Genomic DNA, 20,607 nt, shown 5'->3' with positions numbered 1-20,607 from the left:
TTAGGCTCAGATTGCCTGTAACGCGAGGCAGTCATTTGTCCGTTTCCGACATGTTTTGTCGCGCATTACCCTAAGCCATTCTGTCAGCCGTCGGGTTTGGCCGTCACCGCATCGCGCGCCTGGGCATCGCAGGAATCAAGCAGGCGCGCGCGATCCGGGCCAAAGCTGATAGCGTCGAGAGCGCGGCGCAACTCGCGTTCGGCCATGTCGCGCGCGGCGTCGCTGAGGCCTTGGTCTGGGTGATGCATCAACGCGTTCAGTGTCTGTTGCAGGCGTTGTTGCACTTCGACCACGCTCGCGCCATCGCGCGACAGCGCGCCGAACCCGTCTTGCAAGAGATCGGTAGGATCGAGCGGCGCGACATGGAGATGATCGAGCGGGTTTTCACGTTCGCTCGCGGTCTCGTCTGAGTAATCGCTCAGAATGCGGCCAATACGGGTGATCACGTCGATGGCGGTGCCGGGATCGTTCACGCCGGGCGACAGCGCGCGGCTGCCGATCTCGCCCATGACCATGAGGCCAAAGCGCGGGTCTTGCTCAAAGGTTCGCACGTCGCCCAACCGGATATTGGCGCGCACGGATTTCTCAAGGCTTTCGCGATCATGGTCGCCGTCTTCGGGGGTGCCGGTCTTCACCACTTTCAGCAGGGGTTCATTGAGGAAAACGAAAGAGCCGATGCTGCGGGTCAGGTAAAGCGCCACGCCATGGGATTTGGCGGCGTTGTTGAGCGCTTCGGGATAGATCTGTTGGATGTAGCCGCTTTCAGAGGCGCGGATCGTTTCGGCGGTTTCGGGCGGATCGCCACGCAACGCGCAGGCACCGAGACAAGGATTATCCAGCCGGTCGCGGAACTGGTAACGGGTTACCTTTTCGATCTGGCGGGTGGTGTCGATCAGGCTTCCGAAGCCTTGCAGATGCAGCACCCAGCGGATCAGATAGAGCACGATCACGCCGAGCACGAGCACGGTCATCACGAAGAGCACAAAGGCGCTTTCATCGTCAAACACGCCCAGTTCGCGCAGGGTGATCGCGACCAGCGCATAGACATAGGCACCGATGAACACGGCAAGGGTGTTTTGCGTGGTGCGGTCCTGAATGATCAGACGATGCACCCGTGGGGTCCATTGGGTCGAGGACGAACGATAGACCGAAACCATGACGGTGATCGCGAAGATCGTGCCGGCCAGCATGGCGTTGGCGATGATGTCGAGCAAACGGTCGGCCGCCGCACCATTGAGAGAGCGTGAAAGCTCGCGCGGCACGAAATCTTCAACAACCTGCGCCACAGCCAGCGCGACCAGCGACATCAAACCCATGATGACAACGCGCACCCAGAGCTTGCGGCTATATTCGCGCAAGCGGCGCACCAGGGTTGAGGGATCGAAGAACTGGAGGAACATATCGGGCTAAATCACGCGGGTTTGCATCTGAGAGACGCGGGTTTGCGACAAAACCTGTCGTTGACAGGCAAGGAGACGTTCGGCCACCCTTTAAGCTTTGGTGCAGAAACAACGTTAGAGGCCTTGAGACATGCAGTCTACCACTCGTGTTGCCGTGATCGGAGGCGGCGTTGTCGGCGCTTCGGTTCTATATCACCTGACCAAGCTTGGCTGGTCTGATGTGATGCTGCTCGAACGCTCGGAATTGACCAGCGGGTCAACCTGGCACGCGGCGGGTGGGTTTCATACGCTGAATGGCGACACCAACATGGCTGCGCTTCAGGGCTATACCATCCGGCTTTACAAGGAACTTGAAGAGATTACCGGGCTGTCGTGTGGCTTGCACCATGTTGGCGGGATCACCTTGGCCGACAATCAGGATCGCATGGACATGCTTTTGGCTGAGCGGGCCAAGCACCGATATATGGGGCTGGAAACCGAGATTGTCGGGCCGGAGGAGATCAAAAGAATCGCGCCGGTGACCAATACCGAGGGCGTAATCGGTGCGCTTTACGACCCGCTTGATGGGCATCTCGACCCAAGCGGCACCACCCATGCCTATGCCAAGGCGGCACGGATGGGCGGCGCGACGATTGAAACGCATTGCATGGTCAAAGAGACCAACCAGCGCAGCGATGGCACATGGGATGTGGTGACGGACAAGGGCACGGTGCATGCCGAGCATGTGGTCAATGCCGGAGGGCTTTGGGCGCGCGAAGTGGGCGCGATGGCGGGGATATATTTCCCGCTGCACCCGATGGAACATCAATATCTTGTCACCGAAGAGGTGCCGATGATCCGCGAGATTGTTGAACGCGGTGGCGAGCATCCGCATGTGATGGACCCGGCGGGTGAAAGTTATTTGCGCCAGGAAGGCAAAGGGTTGTGCATCGGGTTTTATGAACAACCCTGCCGACCCTGGGCGGTGGATGGCACGCCTTGGACCTTCGGGCATGAGTTGCTGCCTGATGATTTCGACAAGATCGAAGCGTCGATTGAATTTGCCTATAAGCGCTTTCCTGCCTTGGAAGAGGCCGGGGTCAAATCGGTGATCCACGGACCGTTTACATTCGCGCCCGATGGCAACCCGTTGGTCGGACCGGTGCCGGGAATGCGCAATTATTGGAGCGCCTGTGCGGTGATGGCCGGGTTTAGCCAGGGCGGTGGTGTTGGCCTGATGCTGGCGCAATGGATGGTTGAGGGTGAGCCGGAGCGTGATACCTGGGCAATGGATTGTGCGCGCTTTGGCGACTGGATCACGCCGGGATATACGCGCCCGAAGGTGATCGAGAATTACCAAAAGCGCTTTTCCGTGAGTTACCCGAACGAGGAACTGCCCGCCGCGCGGCCCTTCCGCCAGACGCCGATGTATGACGTATTTGACAAGATGGGCGCGGTTTGGGGCGCGCAATACGGGCTTGAGGTCGTCAATTATTTCGCCACGGGTGACGAGCCACGTTTTGAGACGCCGTCTTTCCGCCGCTCAAACGCTTGGGAGGCGACCAAGCGCGAGGTTAAGAACGTGCGCGAAGCCTTTGGAATCAATGAGGTTCACAACTTTGGCAAGTATCTGGTGACGGGACCGGGTGCGCGCGAGTGGCTGGACCGTATCATGGCCGGGCGGGTGCCGAAGCCGGGGCGGCTTTCGCTGTCGCCGATGCTCTCGCCCAAAGGGCGTTTAATCGGGGATTTCACGATGTCCTGCCTGAGTGATGAGGCGTTTCAACTGACGGCGAGTTATGGCGCGCAGGCCTATCATATGCGCTGGTTTGAGAGCCATGAAGCCAAAGGTGTCAGAGTCGAAAACATCTCGGATCGGTTGAATGGGTTTCAGATTGCCGGACCAAAGGCGCGCGAGGTTTTGCAGGCCTGTTGCCGTGCAGATGTGTCGGAGATGCGCTTTATGGATGTGCGGCATTTAACGGTGGGAATGGTTGATTGTCTGGTGCAGCGGGTCTCTTACACCGGCGATCTGGGGTACGAGATCTATTGCGACCCGATGGCACAACGCAGCCTTTGGGATACGCTTTGGGCAGCGGGTGAGCCATTGGGCATGGCGCCGTTCGGGATGCGGGCGATGATGTCTCTGCGGCTGGATCGTTTCTTTGGCTCGTGGCTGTCTGAGTATTCGCCCGATTACACGGCGGCGGAGACGGGGCTGGATCGCTTTATCTCCTGGAAGAAAGATGTTGATTTTATTGGTAGAAAGCCCGCCGAGGCAGAGCGGGAAAGCGGATCAAAACGCAAGCTTTGCGCGTTTGAGGTCGAGGCCCAGGACGCTGATGTGGTGGGGTATGAGCCGATCTGGCTTGATGGGGAAGTTGTGGGGTTCTGCACCTCGGGCGGTTATTCACACCACGGCGAAAAATCCATCGCATTGGGGTTGATGCCGCGTGATGCGGCCAGCGACGGGTTGGAGGTGGAAATCGAAATTCTGGGGCAGATGTGCAAGGCGCGGCTGATCAGCACGCCACTTTTTGACGCCGATGGGACGCGGATGCGGGGCTAGACCCATGCCCAGGGTGCGCTGCCTTGTCGCTTGACAGGGCCACGGAATTTGGCGAATGGTGCGGCATAGTTAACCAGGGGTGCTCCGTTTAGGGGCTGAGATGCGCGATTTGGCGCGAACCCTTCAGAGCTGATCCGGATAATACCGGCGGAGCGAGGGAAAAATGTTCATTGGCGCACAAGTATCACTGTATCCTATGGTCTCGGATTTTGTCCGGGTCATCCTTTCGGGGCTTGAGGCGCTTGCGCCCTATCGCGACCGGCTAAGGATCGAGACGGACGACATGTCGACCCTGATGGTTGGCGCGCCGGAGCCTTTGCTGGATGCGATCCGGGACTTTTTCGCGCGCGCAGCCCAAGACCCGGCGCATGTCACCATGCATGTTACCCTATCTCGTGGCTGTCCGGGCGAGCCGGATGATCCCAACTGCCGCTGTGAAATACTGGCGACCGCGCAGGATACGTCGCTGGCCGAGAGGCAGGTGCAGGCGCTGGAAGCGGTGCGCGCGGCGCCGGTTATGGGTGTTGAGATCGACGTGCAGTTCTCGCTCTATGTGTTGGGGCAAGATCGCCATATGGACGAGATTTATGGCTGTATCGACTTTCTGAAAGACTCGGGCTGCTTTCTCAAATCCAAGAACTTCTGCACCCGGTTGCGCGGCGATGCGGGCGCAGTGTTTGAGACGATAAGACAAGCGTTTTTGCGCTTTGGCCCGGCAGAGGGGCATGTGACGATTGATCTGACCGCCTCGGCCAACAGCCCGAGCGTGCGATAAGCCTCTGATCCTTAGCCAAGGGGCTTTTCAATGCTGTCGCGCGTATTGCCGTCGCTGATCCTTGGCCTGCTGGTTTTGGCGGGTTGGGAGGTCTATTGCCGCCTGTCCGGGGCGTCACCGCTTATCTTGCCGCCACCTTCGGGGGTGATCCGGGCGCTGGTATTGAACCGGGCGGCGATCGGGGCGCATGGCGTCGCGACGCTTATGGTGGCGAGCATCGGGTTTGCGCTTTCTGTCGCATTTGCCTGCGCGACCTCGGCGGCGCTCTATTTCACGCCATGGGCCGAGCGCGGATTGATGCCTCTGTTCATCGTCAGCCAGACGGTGCCGCTGGTGGCGCTGGCGCCATTGATGATCTTGTGGTTCGGATTTGGGCTTTTGCCCAAGGTGTTGCTTGTCATCCTCGTCACCTTTCTGCCGATGCTGTTGAGCCTTCTGTCGGGGTATCGTCAAACGCCAGAGGCCTTTGTCGATCTTCTTGCCTCGATGGGCGCCGGGCGATGGGCGATCTTTCGTCGTGCAATCTTGCCATCGGCGCGGGCGAGTTTCCTTGCCGGGCTAAGAATTTCGGCCACCTACGCCATCGTTGCGACGATCTTTGCCGAATATGCCGGGGCGCGGCAGGGGTTAGGCATTTATATCTTGTCGGCCAAGAACAACTTTCGCGCCGATCTGGTTCTGGCTGCGGTGGTGGTTTCAGCGGGGCTGACCCTGACGCTTCTAGGGGTGATTGCGCTGGTTGACCGGCTTACGGCCAAGGGGCCAAAGGTGCGCCGCGATGCTTGAGATCGAGGGGCTTACGATCCGCGTCGGCGAGCGCGTTTTGGTGCGGGACTTGTCGCTGTCCCTGCCCTCTGATGGCATCACCGTGCTGATCGGTGCGTCGGGGTGCGGCAAGACATCGGTGCTAAAATGGATGTCGGGAATTTTGCCTCATGGCTTGCAGGCCGAGGGGCGATTCTTGATGGATGGCACGCCGATTGCGCCACCGCATTCAGCGCTGTCCTATCAGCCGCAGAGCGATGCGTTGTTCCCTTGGCTGACCATCAGGGAAAACGCGGCCCTTGGGTTGGAAGTTGCGGGGCTATCAAAGCGCGAGGCACGAGCGAAGGTCGCGCCGCTGTTCGCCTCGTTCGGGCTGAGCGGCAGCGAGTCATTGTTTCCGTCACAATTGTCCGGCGGTATGCGCCAGCGCGCGGCGTTTTTGCGCACGATCGTGCAGGACAGCCGCTTTGTCTTGCTGGATGAGCCGTTTTCGGCGCTGGATGCGGTGACGCGGCTCAGAATGCAGGACTGGCTATTGGCGCGGCTGGCAGAGCGTCCGCGCGGTGTTTTGCTGATCACGCATGATTTGCAGGAAGCCACGGACCTTGGCGACCGCATTCTGGTGATGGCGGCCGAACCGGGTCGGATCATCGCCGATATTCCCATCCCTACCCCGCGAAATCTGCGCAACGAGGCAACGCTTGCCGGATTGCGCGAAACCCTGAAATCCCTACTTCTTGAGGAGACACTAGAATGAAAAAACTGCTTCTATTGGCCACCTGTCTTGCTGCACCATTTGCGGCGCAGGCCGACGATGTGACCATCGCGCTCGACTGGACGTTGAACACCAACCATATCGGGTTGGTTGTGGCGCGCGACAAAGGGTATTACGCCGAGGCGGGGCTTGACGTTGATCTTCTGCCCTATTCCGATACCAGTTCCTCGGCGCTTCTGGCGGCGGGTGTGGCGGATTTTGCCTATCTGACATCGCTGGGGTTCATGAGCGCCAAGGCGGGCGGTGCCGATCTGACCGCGCTCTGGGCGACCATGCAGCATGAAGCCGGACGGTTGGTTTACAATACTGACAATACGGCGATCACCCGGCCGGCGGATCTGTCGGGCAAGACCTATGCCGGGTTTGGCAGCGCGTGGGAAACAGCATTAATCGCCACCATGATCAGCAACGATGGCGGCGAGCCGGTCTGGGACACTGTCACGCTTGGCACCGGGGCTTATGAAGCCTTGGCGGCGGGGGCGGTTGATTTCACCTTGGAAGTCGCGACATGGGAAGGCGTGAACGCCACATTGTTGGGCCGCAAGCAGTCGTCATTTGCCTATGCCGATTATGGCGTTCCGGATCAGCCAACCGGCTATATTGGTACGCGATCGGGCACGTTGAAGGACGATCCCGAACTGGTCACGCAATTCATGCGCGCCACGCAGGCGGGATATGAATGGGCGGCGGATCATCCCGCAGAGGCGGCGGAAATCTTGATCGCGGCGGGCGATTTTCCCAACACTGAGCTGGTTCGCGGGTCGATGCAGATGATTGCCGATGGTGGGTTCTTGCGCGATGGTGACACGCCCGTGGGCTATATCGACACCGAGCGGTTTACGGCGATGGCGCGGTTCCTGTTTGACAGTGGCGTGTTGAAGGATGCGGGCGGGGCCGTGTTGGAATGGCCCGGTGATATTTCAGCTTGGTATGATCAGAGTTGGATGGTGAAGTAAGGCGCAGTTCTTTCGCGCCTGACATTGCTGTGCTAAACATCGGGATGATGGCATGAGAGTTTACATGAATTCAATGTATTAGGCTTGTGCCCTCACCCAACATCCCTGCCGGTGGCTGGCGAAATTGCCCCGGCCCAGGAGGTGCCTGATGACGCATGACAGTGAGACGAGCGATATTCTGATCCTGATCCCGGCGGCGGGGGCGTCATCGCGGATGCGTGGGCGTGACAAGCTGTTGGAACTGGTGGACGGACAGCCGTTGTTGGTGCGCCAAGTGGCGCGGGCGTTGCAAACCGGGGCGCGCGTGCTGGTCACAATGGCGCACGATCGCCCGGCGCGCGGCGCGGCGTTGGCGGATCTGGCACAACAGCGATTGCGCGTTCAGGAGATTGATGGGCGCGAAGGCATGGCCGTGTCGATCCGTGCGGGCGGGGTCGCCGCCGAGCAGAGCGGTGCGACGGCATTGATGATCATGCTGCCGGATATGCCGGAATTGGAGACCGAAGATTTGCAGGCGTTGATTGCGGCGCATCTAGAAACACCGGAAGCGACGCTGCGTGCTGCTACTGCTGTGGGTGCGCCGGGGCATCCGGTGATCATACCCCGGCGGCTGTTTCAGGAATTGGACTCGGTGACGGGCGATGCCGGGGCGCGCGAGGTGCTTCAGGGCGAGCAGGTTCGGCTGATACCCCTGCGCGGCGAACGCGCCGTCACCGATCTTGATACGCCCGAAGAATGGACGCGATGGCAATGTCTGTTTCGTTGATGTCTTTTCATCGGCTTGCAGATCAGAAAGCGCGGACAAGGCCCTGATCCTCTGGAAGCATAGCGCGCCCTGTTTCCAATCCGCGCGCCGGATTGAATGCAGCGCCGCTCAGGAGGCGCGCAGTTGTGGCAAAGGCTGCATGCAGGGCGGCAGGATGATCTGTTCAACCCCATGAAACACCAGACTGTCGGCGCCATCGGTGATTGAACCGCTGTGCGTTCCGGCCCAGTTGATGACCACCGGTTCCTCCAACAACGAGAGGTCGATGACGCGGTAGCTCGGGCCGCTGGCCCCGCCGATGATCATGTCGCACCCAAGGCCGAGATAGCGCGGGGTCACGACGAAATGGTCCTCATCAGGCTGACAACAGTCGGGAAGCTGAACGATCGAGGGGACGAAATCGCAGGGCGGGTGATTTGAGTTTGAGTGCATGTCTGCGCGCCTCTTTGCCTGATCAACGGTCAGTTGTTCCGACCCTTCACCTGTTATGTTCCCATCCGCTTGTGGCGGGAATGCGGATAACATGGGGGGAAATTGCGGCAAATGGGTAATAAACCCCTAAAAACACATAAAAAAACGGGAAGAGACTCGCGCCTCTTCCCGTTGCCCGGGCGAAGGGTCTAGCGACACCCAAGGCAGCTGCATATTCCGTGAAAGGAAAGGTTGGACGGGGCGGGCGCGCGATGGGTGCCGCCCCGTCCTTTTGGGAATGAGGGTGTTTGACTGCCCTGCCCTTAGCGGACCAGCAACCGTGCCTCATGTTTCTTCAGGGCGCGCCGCGCGGCGGTGTAATCCTTGATCCCTTCGACCGATTTCAGATCGGGGAACAGTTCGAGGATTTCGTCGCGTTGCTCGGTGCCCATGCCGTCGAGCACATTGGCACCGGGCTGGAAGCTTTCTGTCCAGGCGCCGTTCGAGAGCACGACTTCGTGCTGGTCGAACATGAAGTGCACATAGGTGACCCCAAGTGTGCCAACTTCATCGACACCCGGCAGATCGGTCAGGTGCTTGGCGGCGGCAAGGACTTCACGCTCTTCAAAGTAGAGCTGGGTCTTGTCACCGGTCAGAAGCATGCGGTGCTGGGGCGAGACCAGGATGTCGTGCTCGGGCAGATTGTCGCCAAGCGCGCCCTTCTGGATCAGGATCGGGCGCAGATGCGGCGCGCGAGCCAGTTCGTGACCGGTGAGGCCACGACGACCAATCCAGCGGATTTCCTGAATGCCGTTGTCGCGGGTGATGATCTTGTCACCCTCTTTGAGCTCCTCCACCATGCGTTCGCCCTTGGGCGTCGCAATCGCGGTGCCGGGAGTGAAGCAAGGCACGACATTTTCGATGTCGTAGAAGTCCATCTGGCCGGTGTTGTTGCCATCAGCATCGAAGAACTCGACGAAGCCGTCTTCACGGTCGGCCGAAGTATAGGTGATGTTGATCGTCCCACCCTCGGGCGCTGTGCCGCGCAGATCGAGCGTGTCGTAGTCATTCGGCAGGCCGTCTTCAGGGTTGATGCCGTCGGGCGCAGAGCCGCCATCGACATAATCTCCGACATTGCCACCGATGAAGGTGTCGCGACCCATTTCGCCATACATCGTGTCGGCGCCTTCGCCGCCGATGATGGTGTCATCGCCTTCGCCGCCTTCGATGCTGTCATCATCAATGCCGCCATCGAGGTAGTCATCGCCAAGACCGCCGATCAGCGTGTCATCATCATCGCCACCAAAGATGGTGTCGTTGCCCTGACGGCCACCGAGATGATCGCGGTTGTCGTCTGGGTCGGGATCGGTGGCGTCGGGAATATCCAGCGCGCCGTCGGTATCATCGCCATAGATGACATCGTCGCCGTATCCGCCGGTGATCGTATCGGCGCCTTGCTGACCGTAGAGCGTATCGTCGCCCTCGCGGCCTGCGATCACATCATTGTCGATGCCGCCGTCAATTACATCATTGCCTTCGCCGCCATCGAGGCTGTCATTGTCGTCTTCGCCGAAGATGGTATCGTTGCCGGCTCCGCCAAACACCGTGTCCATGCCGTTTTCAGGCACCGGATCGGTGGCATCAGGTTCCTGGCCCCAAAGCAAGTTGCTGTCGCCCGCATTGATATAGTCGTCGCCGTCATTGCCTTCGATATAGTCGGAGCCATGGCCGCCGATAATCGAATCGTCGCCTTCTCCACCAATCACGGTGTCGTCGTCTATCCCGGCAAGAATGGTGTCGTTGCCGATGCCACCTTCGATATAGTCGGCGTCGTCGCCGGTTTCGATCCAGTCGTTGCCTGCGCCGCCAAAGATCGTATCCATGCCATCGGTGGTGTTGGGATCGCTGAGGATCGAGCCGATCGGCAGGTTTGGATCGTCGCCAACGTAATCCGAGAAGGTGTCGATACCTGCAAGGATGGTGTCGTCGCCGTCACCGCCTTCGATATAGTCGGAGCCTTGAAGGTCGTTGATGAAGTCATCACCCGCGCCGCCGTAGACTTCGTCATCGTCGATGCCTGACAGGATGGTGTCGTCGCCGTCACCGCCGAAGATGGTGTCGCGGTCATCACCGGTGGTGATGTGATCGTTGCCTGCACCGCCTTCTACCAGATCACGGTCGTCTTCGGGGTCAGCATCCACGGGAACGCCCGGGAAAGTCGGCACGTCGATCGCCGGGTCTGAACCCGAGGTGTCGATCACGTCGTCGCCGTCATCGCCATAGGCGGAGTCATTGCCGTCGCCGCCGCGCAGGTCGTCATCGCCTTCGCCGCCGCGCAGCACGTCATCGCCATTGCCGCCGTCAAGGGTGTCATCACCCTCTTCGCCATAGAGAACGTCATCGCCCTCTTCGCCCATGACGTCGTCATCGCCTTCGCCGGCAAAGACCGTATCATCCCCGTCACCGGCATGCACGGTGTCCTGCTGAGGCGGATTGCTCGGATCGTTGTCGTTGTGGTCGATCATATCGCCTTCGGGGTCGCCGGTATAATCGTAGTCGATCAGATCATCGTCCGGCGTACCTTCTACAATGTAGTTGGGGCCGCCATCGTCGTTGACCGTGACGTTCACTGTGGCGGTGTCGGTGTTTCCATCAGGATCTGTCACCGTGTAGGTGAAGCTGTCGTCGCCAATGAAGCCGTCGGCGGGTGTATAAGTGACAGTGCCGTCGCCATTGTCGACCACGGTGCCGTTGGCCGGCGGGGTAAACGACGCGATGCTCAGCGGATCGTCTTGCGGATCGGTGTCATTCGCCAGAACGTCAATGACCACAGCAGTACCGACGGTTGTGACGCCATCGTCATCGGCAGCATCGGGTTCTTGTGGTTCGTGATCGAGTGTCGAAAAATGGACATCGGAAACCATGATGCGCTGTGCGCCGGCCTCATCGTTTTCGTAGTCGATCTCGATCCGTGCAACGGGACCGGCGATTTCGACAAGTGCAGAGGCCTGGGCATCGGTCGGCAACCATGCGTTGTCTCCGCCCTGCGCACCGTTGCCACCCAGAGACTCGACATCCGAGCCGAGCGACAGAGAAACCGGCACTTCGTTGCCGTCAGCGTCATAGGCGCGGATCGTCACCATATCGAGGTGGTTTTCATCACCTGCTTCGGTATCGCCGCGACCAATGTCGATGTCGTTGATACGGAACGAAACATTCTGCACTTCGTTGCTGTATTGATCATCGGTTGCGCTGAACGAAAGCGTCGTGGTCGAGGTGTCGTCGGCGGGGCCTTCGCCGCCCTCACCAAACAGCTTGAGGAAGGAGTTCGGATCAAACGGTTCACCGTCGCCGACGTAACCATCGGCGTCAAAGGTAAACGCCTGCGCGCCTTCGTCTTCCTCATTAAAGCCAACGGTAACTTGGATACCACCGGTATCCACCGACTGCGTTGCGCCCAGGTTGGTTCCGTATGCACCGAACAAACCCCAATCAAGTACCAAATTAGCCATCGCTCTAGACCCTTCTAAGCTATCCGGTGCTACAAACCGGTTTTCGGCCGCGAGCCAGAAATTCGCTGGCGCGCTAAAATCCCATCAAGTGCGATGCGGGGACAATCCTCGAAAAGGCAGAGCAGAAGGTGGAGCGCAGGTGCGATCCTCTGGCAGCTTTGGTGCAATCATCGATCCAGCAGCGGATCAAACCGACGCACCCCTTTTCGCATCTTATCGATGCATCACAGTTCAGCGGTCGCCCCACGACCAATAAACGTGCCCCCCAGTCAGGCAGTTACATTCATAGCAATCCGTAGCCTGACCTCAAACCGGATTCTGACGGGAATAAAGCACGACTCCTCCCCCTCGACCTTGTGCGCGCCATGATATTGCCACAAATGAGCGGGAAATCTGCGCGATTGTTTCCAAGTGAACTATCGGAGAAAGCCGGTCAAACGCCTTGTTTTCTGGCGCGGCAGCTTGTCGCACCACGGCGGGAAGTCGCCGCGCACCCAACGGACCGTTTCCGAAAGAGAAACAGTAAGTGAATGCCGGAATTGGTCAAAATAAAGTCGAGATTGCGAAACTGCGGCGCAGCATTGACCACGTGTGTGGAACCAATCCCCGGGTTTTCGTTAAATTGATTACAAAATCGAACAAAGGCACCACGAATCGCGTTCGCAAATAGGCGCAACCTGATTCGCAAAGCGGCGCGTCGAAGGCAAATATGGCGCGGTTGTGAAAGGTCAGAGCCGCACGATTGGTCGCTTTCTGCGGCGCGGCGCGCCACGCGCAAAAGCGTTGTGCGGCGGTTGGACCATCGTATCCAAGATCGGACTTGAACCGGCAAGCCCGTTAAGGCGGGGAATTTTGGATTTTATGGAAAGTCTGTTGTTTCAACCACCTGCAAGGTTTGTCTCCCACACGAATTGCCTATTCGACAGTGCCCTGTGAGACTCTGAAAATGTAGGTGTTCGAGTAGCACAAGGCGGCAAAAGCCCACTCCTTGGCAGGTCGCGACGAGTCGGGGCTGGCTGTCCCAATTTGCAGGACCTGTTTCGGGCAAAGTTCTCAAACGTTGCCCGAAACCGCCACGAAGACAGTACCTATGGGTCTTTGTTTGCCACGGCTACGGCGCGAATACCGGGAACCAGTGATCCCTCGCCGTTGATACGAATATCTGCGGCGTTTGCTTCATCGGTATCGATATGCATCTCGGTTACGGACTCGGCGCTAACGCGGATCAGCGTCTTGCCAAACACCAACCCGCGCTCGTCGTCGCCGATATGAACGTCCACCAGCATACCGTTAGCGAGGCCCAGGCGTTTGGCTTCCTCGGGGTTGATATGGATATGGCGCGCCGCCACGATCAGCCCATCGGTATCAAGGCTTCCGGCAGGGCCGACAAGCCGAACCATTGGCGTATCGTCCAGCTTGCCACTGTCGCGAACCGGCGGATCAATGCCGAGCGCAAACCCATCGGTTCTTGAGATTTCGATTTGCGTCCGGGGCCGCTCAGGCCCGAGAATAGCAACGCGATCCAGAAGGCCTTTGGGTCCCTCCAGTGTCACACGCTCGCGCGCGGCCCATTGGCCAGGCTGGCGCAGCGGAATGTCGGGCGTCAGCTGGTATCCGGCGCCAAACAAGGTGTCTATCGCTGATCGGGACAGGTGAACATGACGGGCCGATACCGCGACGGGAATTGGTTCGGGCACGGATGCCTCGGGTGCCAGGGCGGCAGCCGTCTCGCGGGCGATCATCAATTGCTCGGCGGTTTCGGTTACGAGAACGCTCACTCTCGCACCATAAGTCTGAATTTGCGGCGCAGCGTGGTTGGCAAGTTCGACAGACTGGTTGCGGTCGTGGTCGAGCCTCAGGCCCATGAATTCGAGGCCATCGCAGACGCGCCGACGCATTGACGGTGAGTTCTCGCCGATGCCGCCTGTAAAGATCACAGCATCGAGACCACCCATCGCTGCCGCATAGGCTCCGATATATTTTCGCGCACGATAGGCGTATAATTCGATGGCAAGTTGAGCATCGGCGTCGCCCTCGCCTGCCCGCGCTTCGATATCGCGCATATCGGACGAACCGGTAAGGGCCTTGAGCCCGCTCTCGGAATAAAGCGCATCCTCTATCTCGGTGATCGATAGCCCATGTTGGCGTGACAGGAATCCAAACAGGCCGGGATCGATATCGCCCGAGCGCGTTCCCATCACCAACCCTTCAAGCGGCGTCATGCCCATGGACGTGTCCATGCTCTCGCCGTGGTTTACTGCACATACACTGGCGCCGTTCCCGAGGTGCACGCTGACTATCTTGAGATCACGCAGCGGAACGCCAATCTCCTCGGCGGCACGCATCGCCACATACTTGTGCGACGTGCCATGAAAGCCAAAGCGTCGCAGACCTGCGTCACGCCAAGCCTTTGGCACAGCGTAGGTCGTTGCGCGCGCGGGATTGGTGCCATGGAAGGCGGTGTCAAAAACAGCGACCTGAGGCAGGTGCGGCCAGACTTCTGTTGCAATGCGCACAGCCAGCAGATTTGCAGGATTGTGGAGCGGCGCCAGCGGTGTCAGCGCCTCAATCGCCTTGACTGTCGGCTCGTCAAGGACCGTCGTGGTTCGGAAGGCTTCGCCCCCATGGACAATGCGATGGCCAACTGCGTCCAGTTGGGTGATCCCATGGTCAGCAAGAATATCCGGAAGGGCCGCCAACGCGGCAGCAATGTCGCCGAACGGCGCTTGCCCGGTCTGTGTCGTGCCGTCCTTGGTAATCTTGTAGGAGCAAGACCCGGCTGCAAATTTTTCATATGCCGCTTTGAATAACTCGGTCGTCTTTTTGGAAGATTCAAAAACGCCGACTTTCAGGCTTGAGCTGCCGCAGTTCACCACAAGTATCTTCACAGGGTACCTTCCAATCCAGTTTGACTTAGCAATATGGGAGCGGTTCCGAGCTCCCCATTTGACATTGTTACGGCCACTAATGTGGCGTCACTACCTCTTTGTCCTTTTACGGCGCGTTATTCTTAGCGCAACCGTGCAAAATATCCGTCGCGTGGCGGCGGTGAAAGCTATCGCGCGAGGTTCATCGAGCGGCGAAACAGTGCCAGGCTGGCCACGAAGAAGGCCAGGAAAGGACAGGAGGATAATCGAGCCAGGCAGCCCCTTTGCCGAATCCGACAAGCATGGCTCGGCATGACCTGATCGATTTCCAATATGTCGTACGCTTAAATTGATTGGCGTCAATGACATCGGTCACCGGCTCGACCACACTATTTACCAGCATAAAGTGCAAGACATTGTCTCGCTTGGGGGGCGCATGCGTAGATCAATCAGAATACTCACCCTTTTCGCAGTCTATTGCAGTGTGATTTCTATCGCAATTCCAGCACCCGCACAGGACAAGAAAAAACCTGATCTGGCAAAGATCACCGAGGCCTGGCTGGCCTCGCCGCATGGCGACCGAAGCGCGGAAGCTTTCAAGCACTGGAACGAGGACGAGGAGCGCGTTGTGCCGGGGGAATGCGCGACCTGCCACACCAGCCGCGGAATCATGGATTATCTCGGCACCGACCTGCGCGCAGTGAATGTGATCGACAAGCCGCAGTCGCTTGGCTCGACGGTGGATTGCGCGACCTGCCATAATGCAAAGTCGATGGCACTGCAAAGCGTGGTGTTTCCCTCCGGGGAACGCGTCGACGGTCTCGGCAAGGAGGCGATCTGTGCCACATGCCATCAAGGCCGCGCTTCGGGCGAACAGGTGACGGCGGCCACCGTCGGCAAGGAGGATGACGTGGTCGCGGGCGATCTGACCTTCATCAACATCCACTACAAGGCCGCGGCGGCAACCCAGATGGGAAGCGTGGCGCGCGGTGGTTACCAGTATAAGGGCAAAGCCTATGCCGGGGCGTTCGTCCATGTTGCGAAAGAGCCATCGACCTGCCTCAGTTGCCACAGCCAGCACAGCCTGAAACCGGCACCGCTGAAAGCCTGCATTACCTGCCATGAGGGCGCGACCAAATACTCCGACATCCGCACCACCAGGTTAGACGTTGTCGGTGACGGCGACACGACGCAGGGCATCGCCCATTCGATCACCAAGCTGCACGGCATGTTGGGTGGCGCAATCCAGAAATACGCCGCCGAGGTGGTGGATGCCCCGATTGTCTACGATGGGCACGCCTTCCCTTATTTCTTTGCCGATACGGACGGCGACGGCGCCGTGAGCCCGGGCGAGGCAATCTTTCCCAACCGCTATCAAAGCTGGACGCCCCGATTGCTGAGGGCGGCCTACAACTATCAGTTCGTGGCCAAGGACACGGGCGCCTACTCGCACAACCCACATTACGTTATCCAGTTGCTGCACGACAGTATGACGGATCTCGCTGAGGTTGTGGACGTTGATATCAGCAGGTTGGTCCGGCCCTGAGCAGGTGGCGAGTGCCCGTCTAAACAGAGGATTATCACTGGTTTGCGGCTGTTATTCCACCGCGTCTTCGCTGATTGTCATCAACTTGCCAGAGCAAGCGATATGAGCAACACGACCCTTGACCCTGATCTGGATCAGGGTATCGCCTTGTTCATTCGTCGCCAGCCTGCCGAAACGTGGCGCGCATCTGTTGGCCGAGGCAGGGTGCAGCGACGCCGACATTCAGGCCATCACCGGCCAAAGCGCCGCCATGGTGGTCTATAACAAGGCAAACGCCATCCGTCGCGCCCAGTGAGCCGCGCGGCACAGAAGCGGCGCGAATAGTGCGGAGTGCGGATCAACTCTCACCATCAGGAATAATCGAGGTCACCTGACTGCCAACCAGAGCCCGAGAATCACGGCACTCAGGAACAGAACGAACACGAAATGGGAAACTGTGCGTGGCCTGTGTGAGTGCGCCAACATCGCAATCCGTTCCAGCCACAAAAATCGCATAAAACCCCGCCTAGACAGGGGAAAACCATGGTACCCAAGGCCGGACTCGAACCGGCAAGCCCGTTAAGGCGGGGGATTTTGAATCCCCTGTGTCTACCAATTCCACCACTTGGGCATTTGGCATGGTCGCACCCGATGTAACGCGATGAAACTGTCGGGAAAAGAGCAAAAATGACGGGCGCGCGGATTTTGTGATGCAGCTGAGCGATCCAGATGCTTGAGGCGGAGTTTTCACTCCGAGACCGTCTTACCAGATCGTCGGACGCAGCGAACAGCCACATCCGCCATAAACGGGGCGACGCCAGGTTCGGGTCAATATTTATTTAGAATATAGATCTGGCCAGTCATGGCATTGTCGAGACATCGTTTGTCTTTGCCGCAGTCATTGCGGAGGCCGATCCAACGTCGCTGCGAGGCTCGCACGCTCTCACTCTGATTGCTTCGGGCAAGTGCGGACGCATAGGCTTGCGCCACATCTCGGTCGAGCCGTGACAAGCGGGCGTCGGCGCAGATCCCATGTTCGGCGGGTGTAGAGGCTCAGCCGCAGTCGAAACTCGGCCCTGTCGCAACGGCTTTTCCTCGGTCCCACCCCTGCCCATGTAACTTGCGAAGCTGATCAATCAGTTCTGTAGAGGGCTGGCCCGCGCGCCCTGCCCTCTTTCTAAATTGGGACCAGAGGCCCGCGCGCGTTCAGAGACTCGACATCCATCCCGGCCAGTTTCTTGTAACCGCCCGCGACTTCTTCCAACTCGTCGCGGCTCATTACTTCGGAAATATCACCAAATCCGTCCGGGGCGCGTTCGGCCACCACATCGAGCACCTTGTCGGGGCCATCGCCGCGATTTGCCAGCACCAGCGCATTCACCTTCTCGCGGCGCGCGTCGTCATAGGCTTCAAGCGCGGCGCGCCCTTCGTGATGATCGCGTAATTCACGTGCCAGAATGCGAGCGTCAAGAATCGCCTGGCTGGCGCCGTTCGAGCCGATCGGATACATCGCGTGCGCGGCGTCGCCCAGCAGCGTCATCGGACCGTGCGTCCAGGCGGGGAGCGGGTTGCGATCAACCATCGGGTATTCAAAAATGTGATCCGCCTTGGCGATGACGGACGGAATATCGAGCCAATCAAACCGCCAGTCAGCAAACGCCGGGGCGAAATCGGCGGTGTTGCCTGCGCGGTTCCAGTCCTGCTCGCGCCATTTGTAGTCCTTGGGCATCCTGCGATCCGCGATCCAGTTGATCAGGCAGGTGCCATCGTCATATTCCTCGATCGGATAACAGACGAACTTGCAGTCCTTCTTGCCCGCCATGGCCATGCTGCGCCCGGTGAGGAATTTCGGGCCGCGCGTGACGCCGCGCCACATCATGATCCCGCCCCAATGCGCACCACCTTCGTCGGGGAAAAGCTTGGCCCTTGCGCGGGAATTGATGCCATCGGCAGCGACAAAGACACGGCCACGCGCTGTGCCCGACGCCTGGCCCGTAGTGCGGTCGCCAAGCGTGATTTCAACACCTTCGGGGATCTTGGCCCAATCGAGCACCGCGCTGCCGCTGGTGATCACATCTGCACCGGCGCGCGCCACAAGGGCGTCGTGCAGCAACATCTGCATGTCGCCGCGATGGATCGAGTATTGCGGCCAGTTGTAGCCTGCGAAGGTGCCGCGCGGTTCGGACCATATCAACCCGCCCTGGGCCGAAAAATAGGCCACTTCGCGGGTGCGCAGGCCGGTCGCTTCAAGCGCGGCTTCGAGGTCGAGATCGTAAAGCTCGCGGATGGCATGGGGCTGCACGTTAATCCCCACCCCGAGCGGGCGGATCTCGCGCACCGCCTCGTAGATATGAAACGGAATTCCGAGTTGATGCAGGCTGAGACCGAGGGTCAGCCCACCTATTCCGGCTCCTGCAATCAACACTGTCATTGAACTCTCCTCGCGCTTTTCGGTTTAGCTTAGTGCGTTTCGAGTTTAAGTTGAAACACAACTTGGACCCGAGACATGCGCAATGGGCATTGCCTGCGCGCGTATCGAAAACATACCGGGATTTAACGTGGAATCGCAACGCTTTGGAAGAGCTGGTGCGAAAGAGGTCAACGCAAATGGCGCATCGTTTCGAGCGGATAGCGTCAGTCAGGCAGAGCAGTGATACGCAGGCTTTACGATTGGACGATGCGGCTGGCCGATCACCCGCGCGCGATGTGGGCGCTGGCGGTGGTGGCGTTTGTGGAAAGTTCGGTGTTTCCGATCCCGCCGGATGTCATCATGATTCCGATGATCCTGGCGCGACCGCATCGCGCCTGGGCGATTGCCGGGGTGGCGCTTGTGGCTTCGGTGATCGGTGGGATGCTGGGATATGCCATTGGTGCGCTGGCCTATGAGCAGATCGGCCAACCCATATTGGCCGCGATGGGCAAGGCCGAGGCGATGGAGACCTTCAACACGCGGTTCAACGATCTGGGATTCTGGGCGGTGTTGACCGCGGGGATGACGCCCTTCCCCTACAAGGTGATCACCATCATGTCTGGCTGGACCGGAATGCCGTTGCTGACTTTTGTCGCGACCTCGATCCTGGCACGGGGGCTGCGGTTTTTCATCGTGGCGGCATTGCTGTGGAAATTCGGCGCGCCTATTCGTGACTTTATTGAGCGGCGTTTGGGGCTTATGTTCCTGCTGTTTCTGGTGTTTCTACTTGGAGGGTTCTACGTGGTGAAACTGCTATGATGTTATCTCGGCCTACACTTATTCTACTCGCTGCAAGTGGCTCGGCTCTGTTGATGATCGGGGCGTTGCTGTTTCAGCATGTCGGGGGGATGGCCCCTTGTGAGCTGTGTCTATGGCAGCGCTATCCGCATGTCGCTGCGATTGTGATCGGGGTGATTGCGCTGGCGATTCCGGGGCGCGGATTACCCATTCTGGGCGCGTTGGCGGCGTTGAGCACCGCCGGAATCGGGTTTTGGCACACCGGGATCGAGCGGAGTTGGTGGGCCGGGCCGGAGAGCTGTACGGGCGGCGGCGGCGGGCTTGGCAGCCTGTCAGGAAGCGATCTGTTGAGTGTTGATATGCCGACCGGTGTGGTGATGTGCGATCAGGTGCCTTGGGAGATGTTCGGCCTGTCGATGGCAAGCTGGAACACGCTGGCTTCGCTTGTGCTTGCCCTGTTGTGGCTTATGGCGGCGCGCAACCGGGTATGAGGCCTCTGCGCGGCTGGCAATCTCTGACGTGAGAACGGCTCCCGGCACTTGGGGTTGCCGGGAGCCGCTTGTTGAGCGCAATTCGAACCTGAAAGAGGCATATCAGTGATGTGCCCGAATACGCCCGAACAAACGGCGAGCCTGCATGCCTGACACAGGAATACAGACCCGCCGCCCGGGAGGTTGGGTTAGCCGTCAGAAGGTGCCATCAGGCCCGCTTCTTCTGCAGCTTTCACTTCGTCCGCGTCGAGCGCGCCGTCGCCGTTCATGTCCATGGCCGAGAAGCCTTCGGCTGTGACATCGGCGTTGACGGCCTGAACCTCTTCGATGGTCAGAAGGCCGTCGCCATTGGCGTCGATTTCCTGGGCCGAGCTGCTCATGGCGAGCGCGGGGGTGATGAGGGCGGCAATCGCGGCAGCACTTGTGAGATGTTTGATCATTGTCGTGTCTCCTATCATTTGGTCAGGAAGGTCATGTGCCTTCAGGACCTATCTGGGGGCATTGCGGGGGCCGACGGTAGAGGTTGGCGTGCCAGGGGGGATTTCACGCCGGAAGCCGCCAAAAACGGTGCTCATCCCAAGCGGGAGCTCGCCGGGCAAAATTCCGCC

The 20,607-nt window shown here is 59.3% G+C and carries 16 protein-coding genes, 1 tRNA gene and 1 riboswitch; of the genes, 10 read left to right on the top strand and 7 right to left on the bottom strand.

The genetic code is table 11. The features are described from left to right. Window positions 1-83 precede the first annotated feature (83 nt). Window positions 84-1,400 (bottom strand): DUF2254 domain-containing protein, encoded by a 1,317-nt coding sequence (locus tag LZG00_08660; GenBank protein ID MCF3594069.1) that lies wholly within the window; start codon window positions 1,398-1,400, stop codon window positions 84-86. Window positions 1,401-1,530: 130 nt separating this feature from the next. Here LZG00_08660 and LZG00_08655 point away from each other — a divergent pair, with 130 nt between their 5' ends. The 6 genes from LZG00_08655 to LZG00_08630 all read left to right on the top strand — a co-directional run bounded on the left by LZG00_08655 (window position 1,531) and on the right by LZG00_08630 (window position 7,985). Beyond that, window positions 1,531-3,948 (top strand): FAD-dependent oxidoreductase, encoded by a 2,418-nt coding sequence (locus LZG00_08655; protein MCF3594068.1) that lies wholly within the window; start codon window positions 1,531-1,533, stop codon window positions 3,946-3,948. Window positions 3,949-4,013: 65 nt separating this feature from the next. Beyond that, window positions 4,014-4,121: riboswitch (TPP riboswitch) on the top strand. Next, window positions 4,112-4,723, top strand: coding sequence for a Ykof family thiamine-binding protein (locus LZG00_08650; GenBank protein MCF3594067.1), 612 nt, complete (start codon window positions 4,112-4,114; stop codon window positions 4,721-4,723). It overlaps the preceding riboswitch by 10 nt. Window positions 4,724-4,753: 30 nt before the next feature. Then, on the top strand, window positions 4,754-5,509 hold the full coding sequence (locus LZG00_08645) for an ABC transporter permease (GenBank protein ID MCF3594066.1): 756 nt from the start codon (window positions 4,754-4,756) through the stop codon (window positions 5,507-5,509). Continuing rightward, window positions 5,502-6,245 (top strand): ABC transporter ATP-binding protein, encoded by a 744-nt coding sequence (locus tag LZG00_08640; GenBank protein ID MCF3594065.1) that lies wholly within the window; start codon window positions 5,502-5,504, stop codon window positions 6,243-6,245. The genes LZG00_08645 and LZG00_08640 overlap by 8 nt, the downstream gene beginning before the upstream one ends. Further along, the gene (locus tag LZG00_08635; GenBank protein ID MCF3594064.1) at window positions 6,242-7,219 is read left to right on the top strand and encodes an ABC transporter substrate-binding protein; all 978 of its coding nucleotides are present in this window, start codon (window positions 6,242-6,244) and stop codon (window positions 7,217-7,219) included. The genes LZG00_08640 and LZG00_08635 overlap by 4 nt, the downstream gene beginning before the upstream one ends. A 148-nt stretch (window positions 7,220-7,367) precedes the next feature. After that, window positions 7,368-7,985: a nucleotidyltransferase family protein gene (locus LZG00_08630; GenBank protein MCF3594063.1), complete on the top strand. Its 618-nt coding sequence runs from the start codon at window positions 7,368-7,370 to the stop codon at window positions 7,983-7,985. A 108-nt stretch (window positions 7,986-8,093) separates the two neighbouring features. Here the strand turns inward: LZG00_08630 and LZG00_08625 are convergent, their stop codons facing one another. The 3 genes from LZG00_08625 to LZG00_08615 form a co-directional block, all read right to left on the bottom strand. Further along, entirely contained in the window at window positions 8,094-8,417 is a 324-nt protein-coding gene (locus LZG00_08625) for a hypothetical protein (GenBank protein ID MCF3594062.1), read from the bottom strand. Between the two features lie 302 nt (window positions 8,418-8,719). Then, a complete protein-coding gene (locus tag LZG00_08620) occupies window positions 8,720-11,908 on the bottom strand; it encodes a Hint domain-containing protein (GenBank protein MCF3594061.1) in 3,189 nt (1,062 codons plus the stop codon). A 1,088-nt stretch (window positions 11,909-12,996) separates the two neighbouring features. Next, entirely contained in the window at window positions 12,997-14,796 is a 1,800-nt protein-coding gene (locus LZG00_08615) for an acetate/propionate family kinase (GenBank protein ID MCF3594060.1), read from the bottom strand. Between the two features lie 415 nt (window positions 14,797-15,211). Between LZG00_08615 and LZG00_08610 the strand changes: the two genes are divergently transcribed. Both LZG00_08610 and LZG00_08605 read left to right on the top strand, forming a co-directional pair. Then, complete coding sequence (locus LZG00_08610; GenBank protein ID MCF3594059.1) at window positions 15,212-16,321, top strand: polyheme membrane-associated cytochrome C; 1,110 nt, start codon at window positions 15,212-15,214, stop codon at window positions 16,319-16,321. 118 nt (window positions 16,322-16,439) lie between these two features. Beyond that, window positions 16,440-16,616: a hypothetical protein gene (locus tag LZG00_08605; GenBank protein ID MCF3594058.1), complete on the top strand. Its 177-nt coding sequence runs from the start codon at window positions 16,440-16,442 to the stop codon at window positions 16,614-16,616. A gap of 228 nt (window positions 16,617-16,844) precedes the next feature. Here the strand turns inward: LZG00_08605 and LZG00_08600 are convergent. Then, window positions 16,845-16,931 (bottom strand) — tRNA-Leu (locus LZG00_08600). Window positions 16,932-17,477: 546 nt separating this feature from the next. Then, entirely contained in the window at window positions 17,478-18,731 is a 1,254-nt protein-coding gene (locus LZG00_08595; GenBank protein MCF3594057.1) for a flavin-dependent oxidoreductase, read from the bottom strand. Window positions 18,732-18,950: 219 nt separating this feature from the next. Between LZG00_08595 and LZG00_08590 the strand changes: the two genes are divergently transcribed. Then, complete coding sequence (locus LZG00_08590; GenBank protein ID MCF3594056.1) at window positions 18,951-19,529, top strand: DedA family protein; 579 nt, start codon at window positions 18,951-18,953, stop codon at window positions 19,527-19,529. Next, window positions 19,526-19,999 (top strand): disulfide bond formation protein B, encoded by a 474-nt coding sequence (locus LZG00_08585; GenBank protein MCF3594055.1) that lies wholly within the window; start codon window positions 19,526-19,528, stop codon window positions 19,997-19,999. Before LZG00_08590 ends, LZG00_08585 begins: the two co-directional genes overlap by 4 nt. A gap of 188 nt (window positions 20,000-20,187) precedes the next feature. On the opposite strand, the gene LZG00_08580 is transcribed toward LZG00_08585, so the two are convergent. Then, window positions 20,188-20,439 carry a hypothetical protein gene (locus tag LZG00_08580; GenBank protein MCF3594054.1) on the bottom strand — a complete coding sequence of 84 codons (252 nt, stop codon included), beginning with the start codon at window positions 20,437-20,439 and terminating at the stop codon, window positions 20,188-20,190. Window positions 20,440-20,607: the final 168 nt, after the last annotated feature.

The organism is Rhodobacteraceae bacterium LMO-JJ12, assembly GCA_021555075.1.
Lineage (GTDB): Bacteria > Pseudomonadota > Alphaproteobacteria > Rhodobacterales > Rhodobacteraceae > JAKGBX01.
This window is presented reverse-complemented; position numbering and strand designations above follow the sequence as displayed.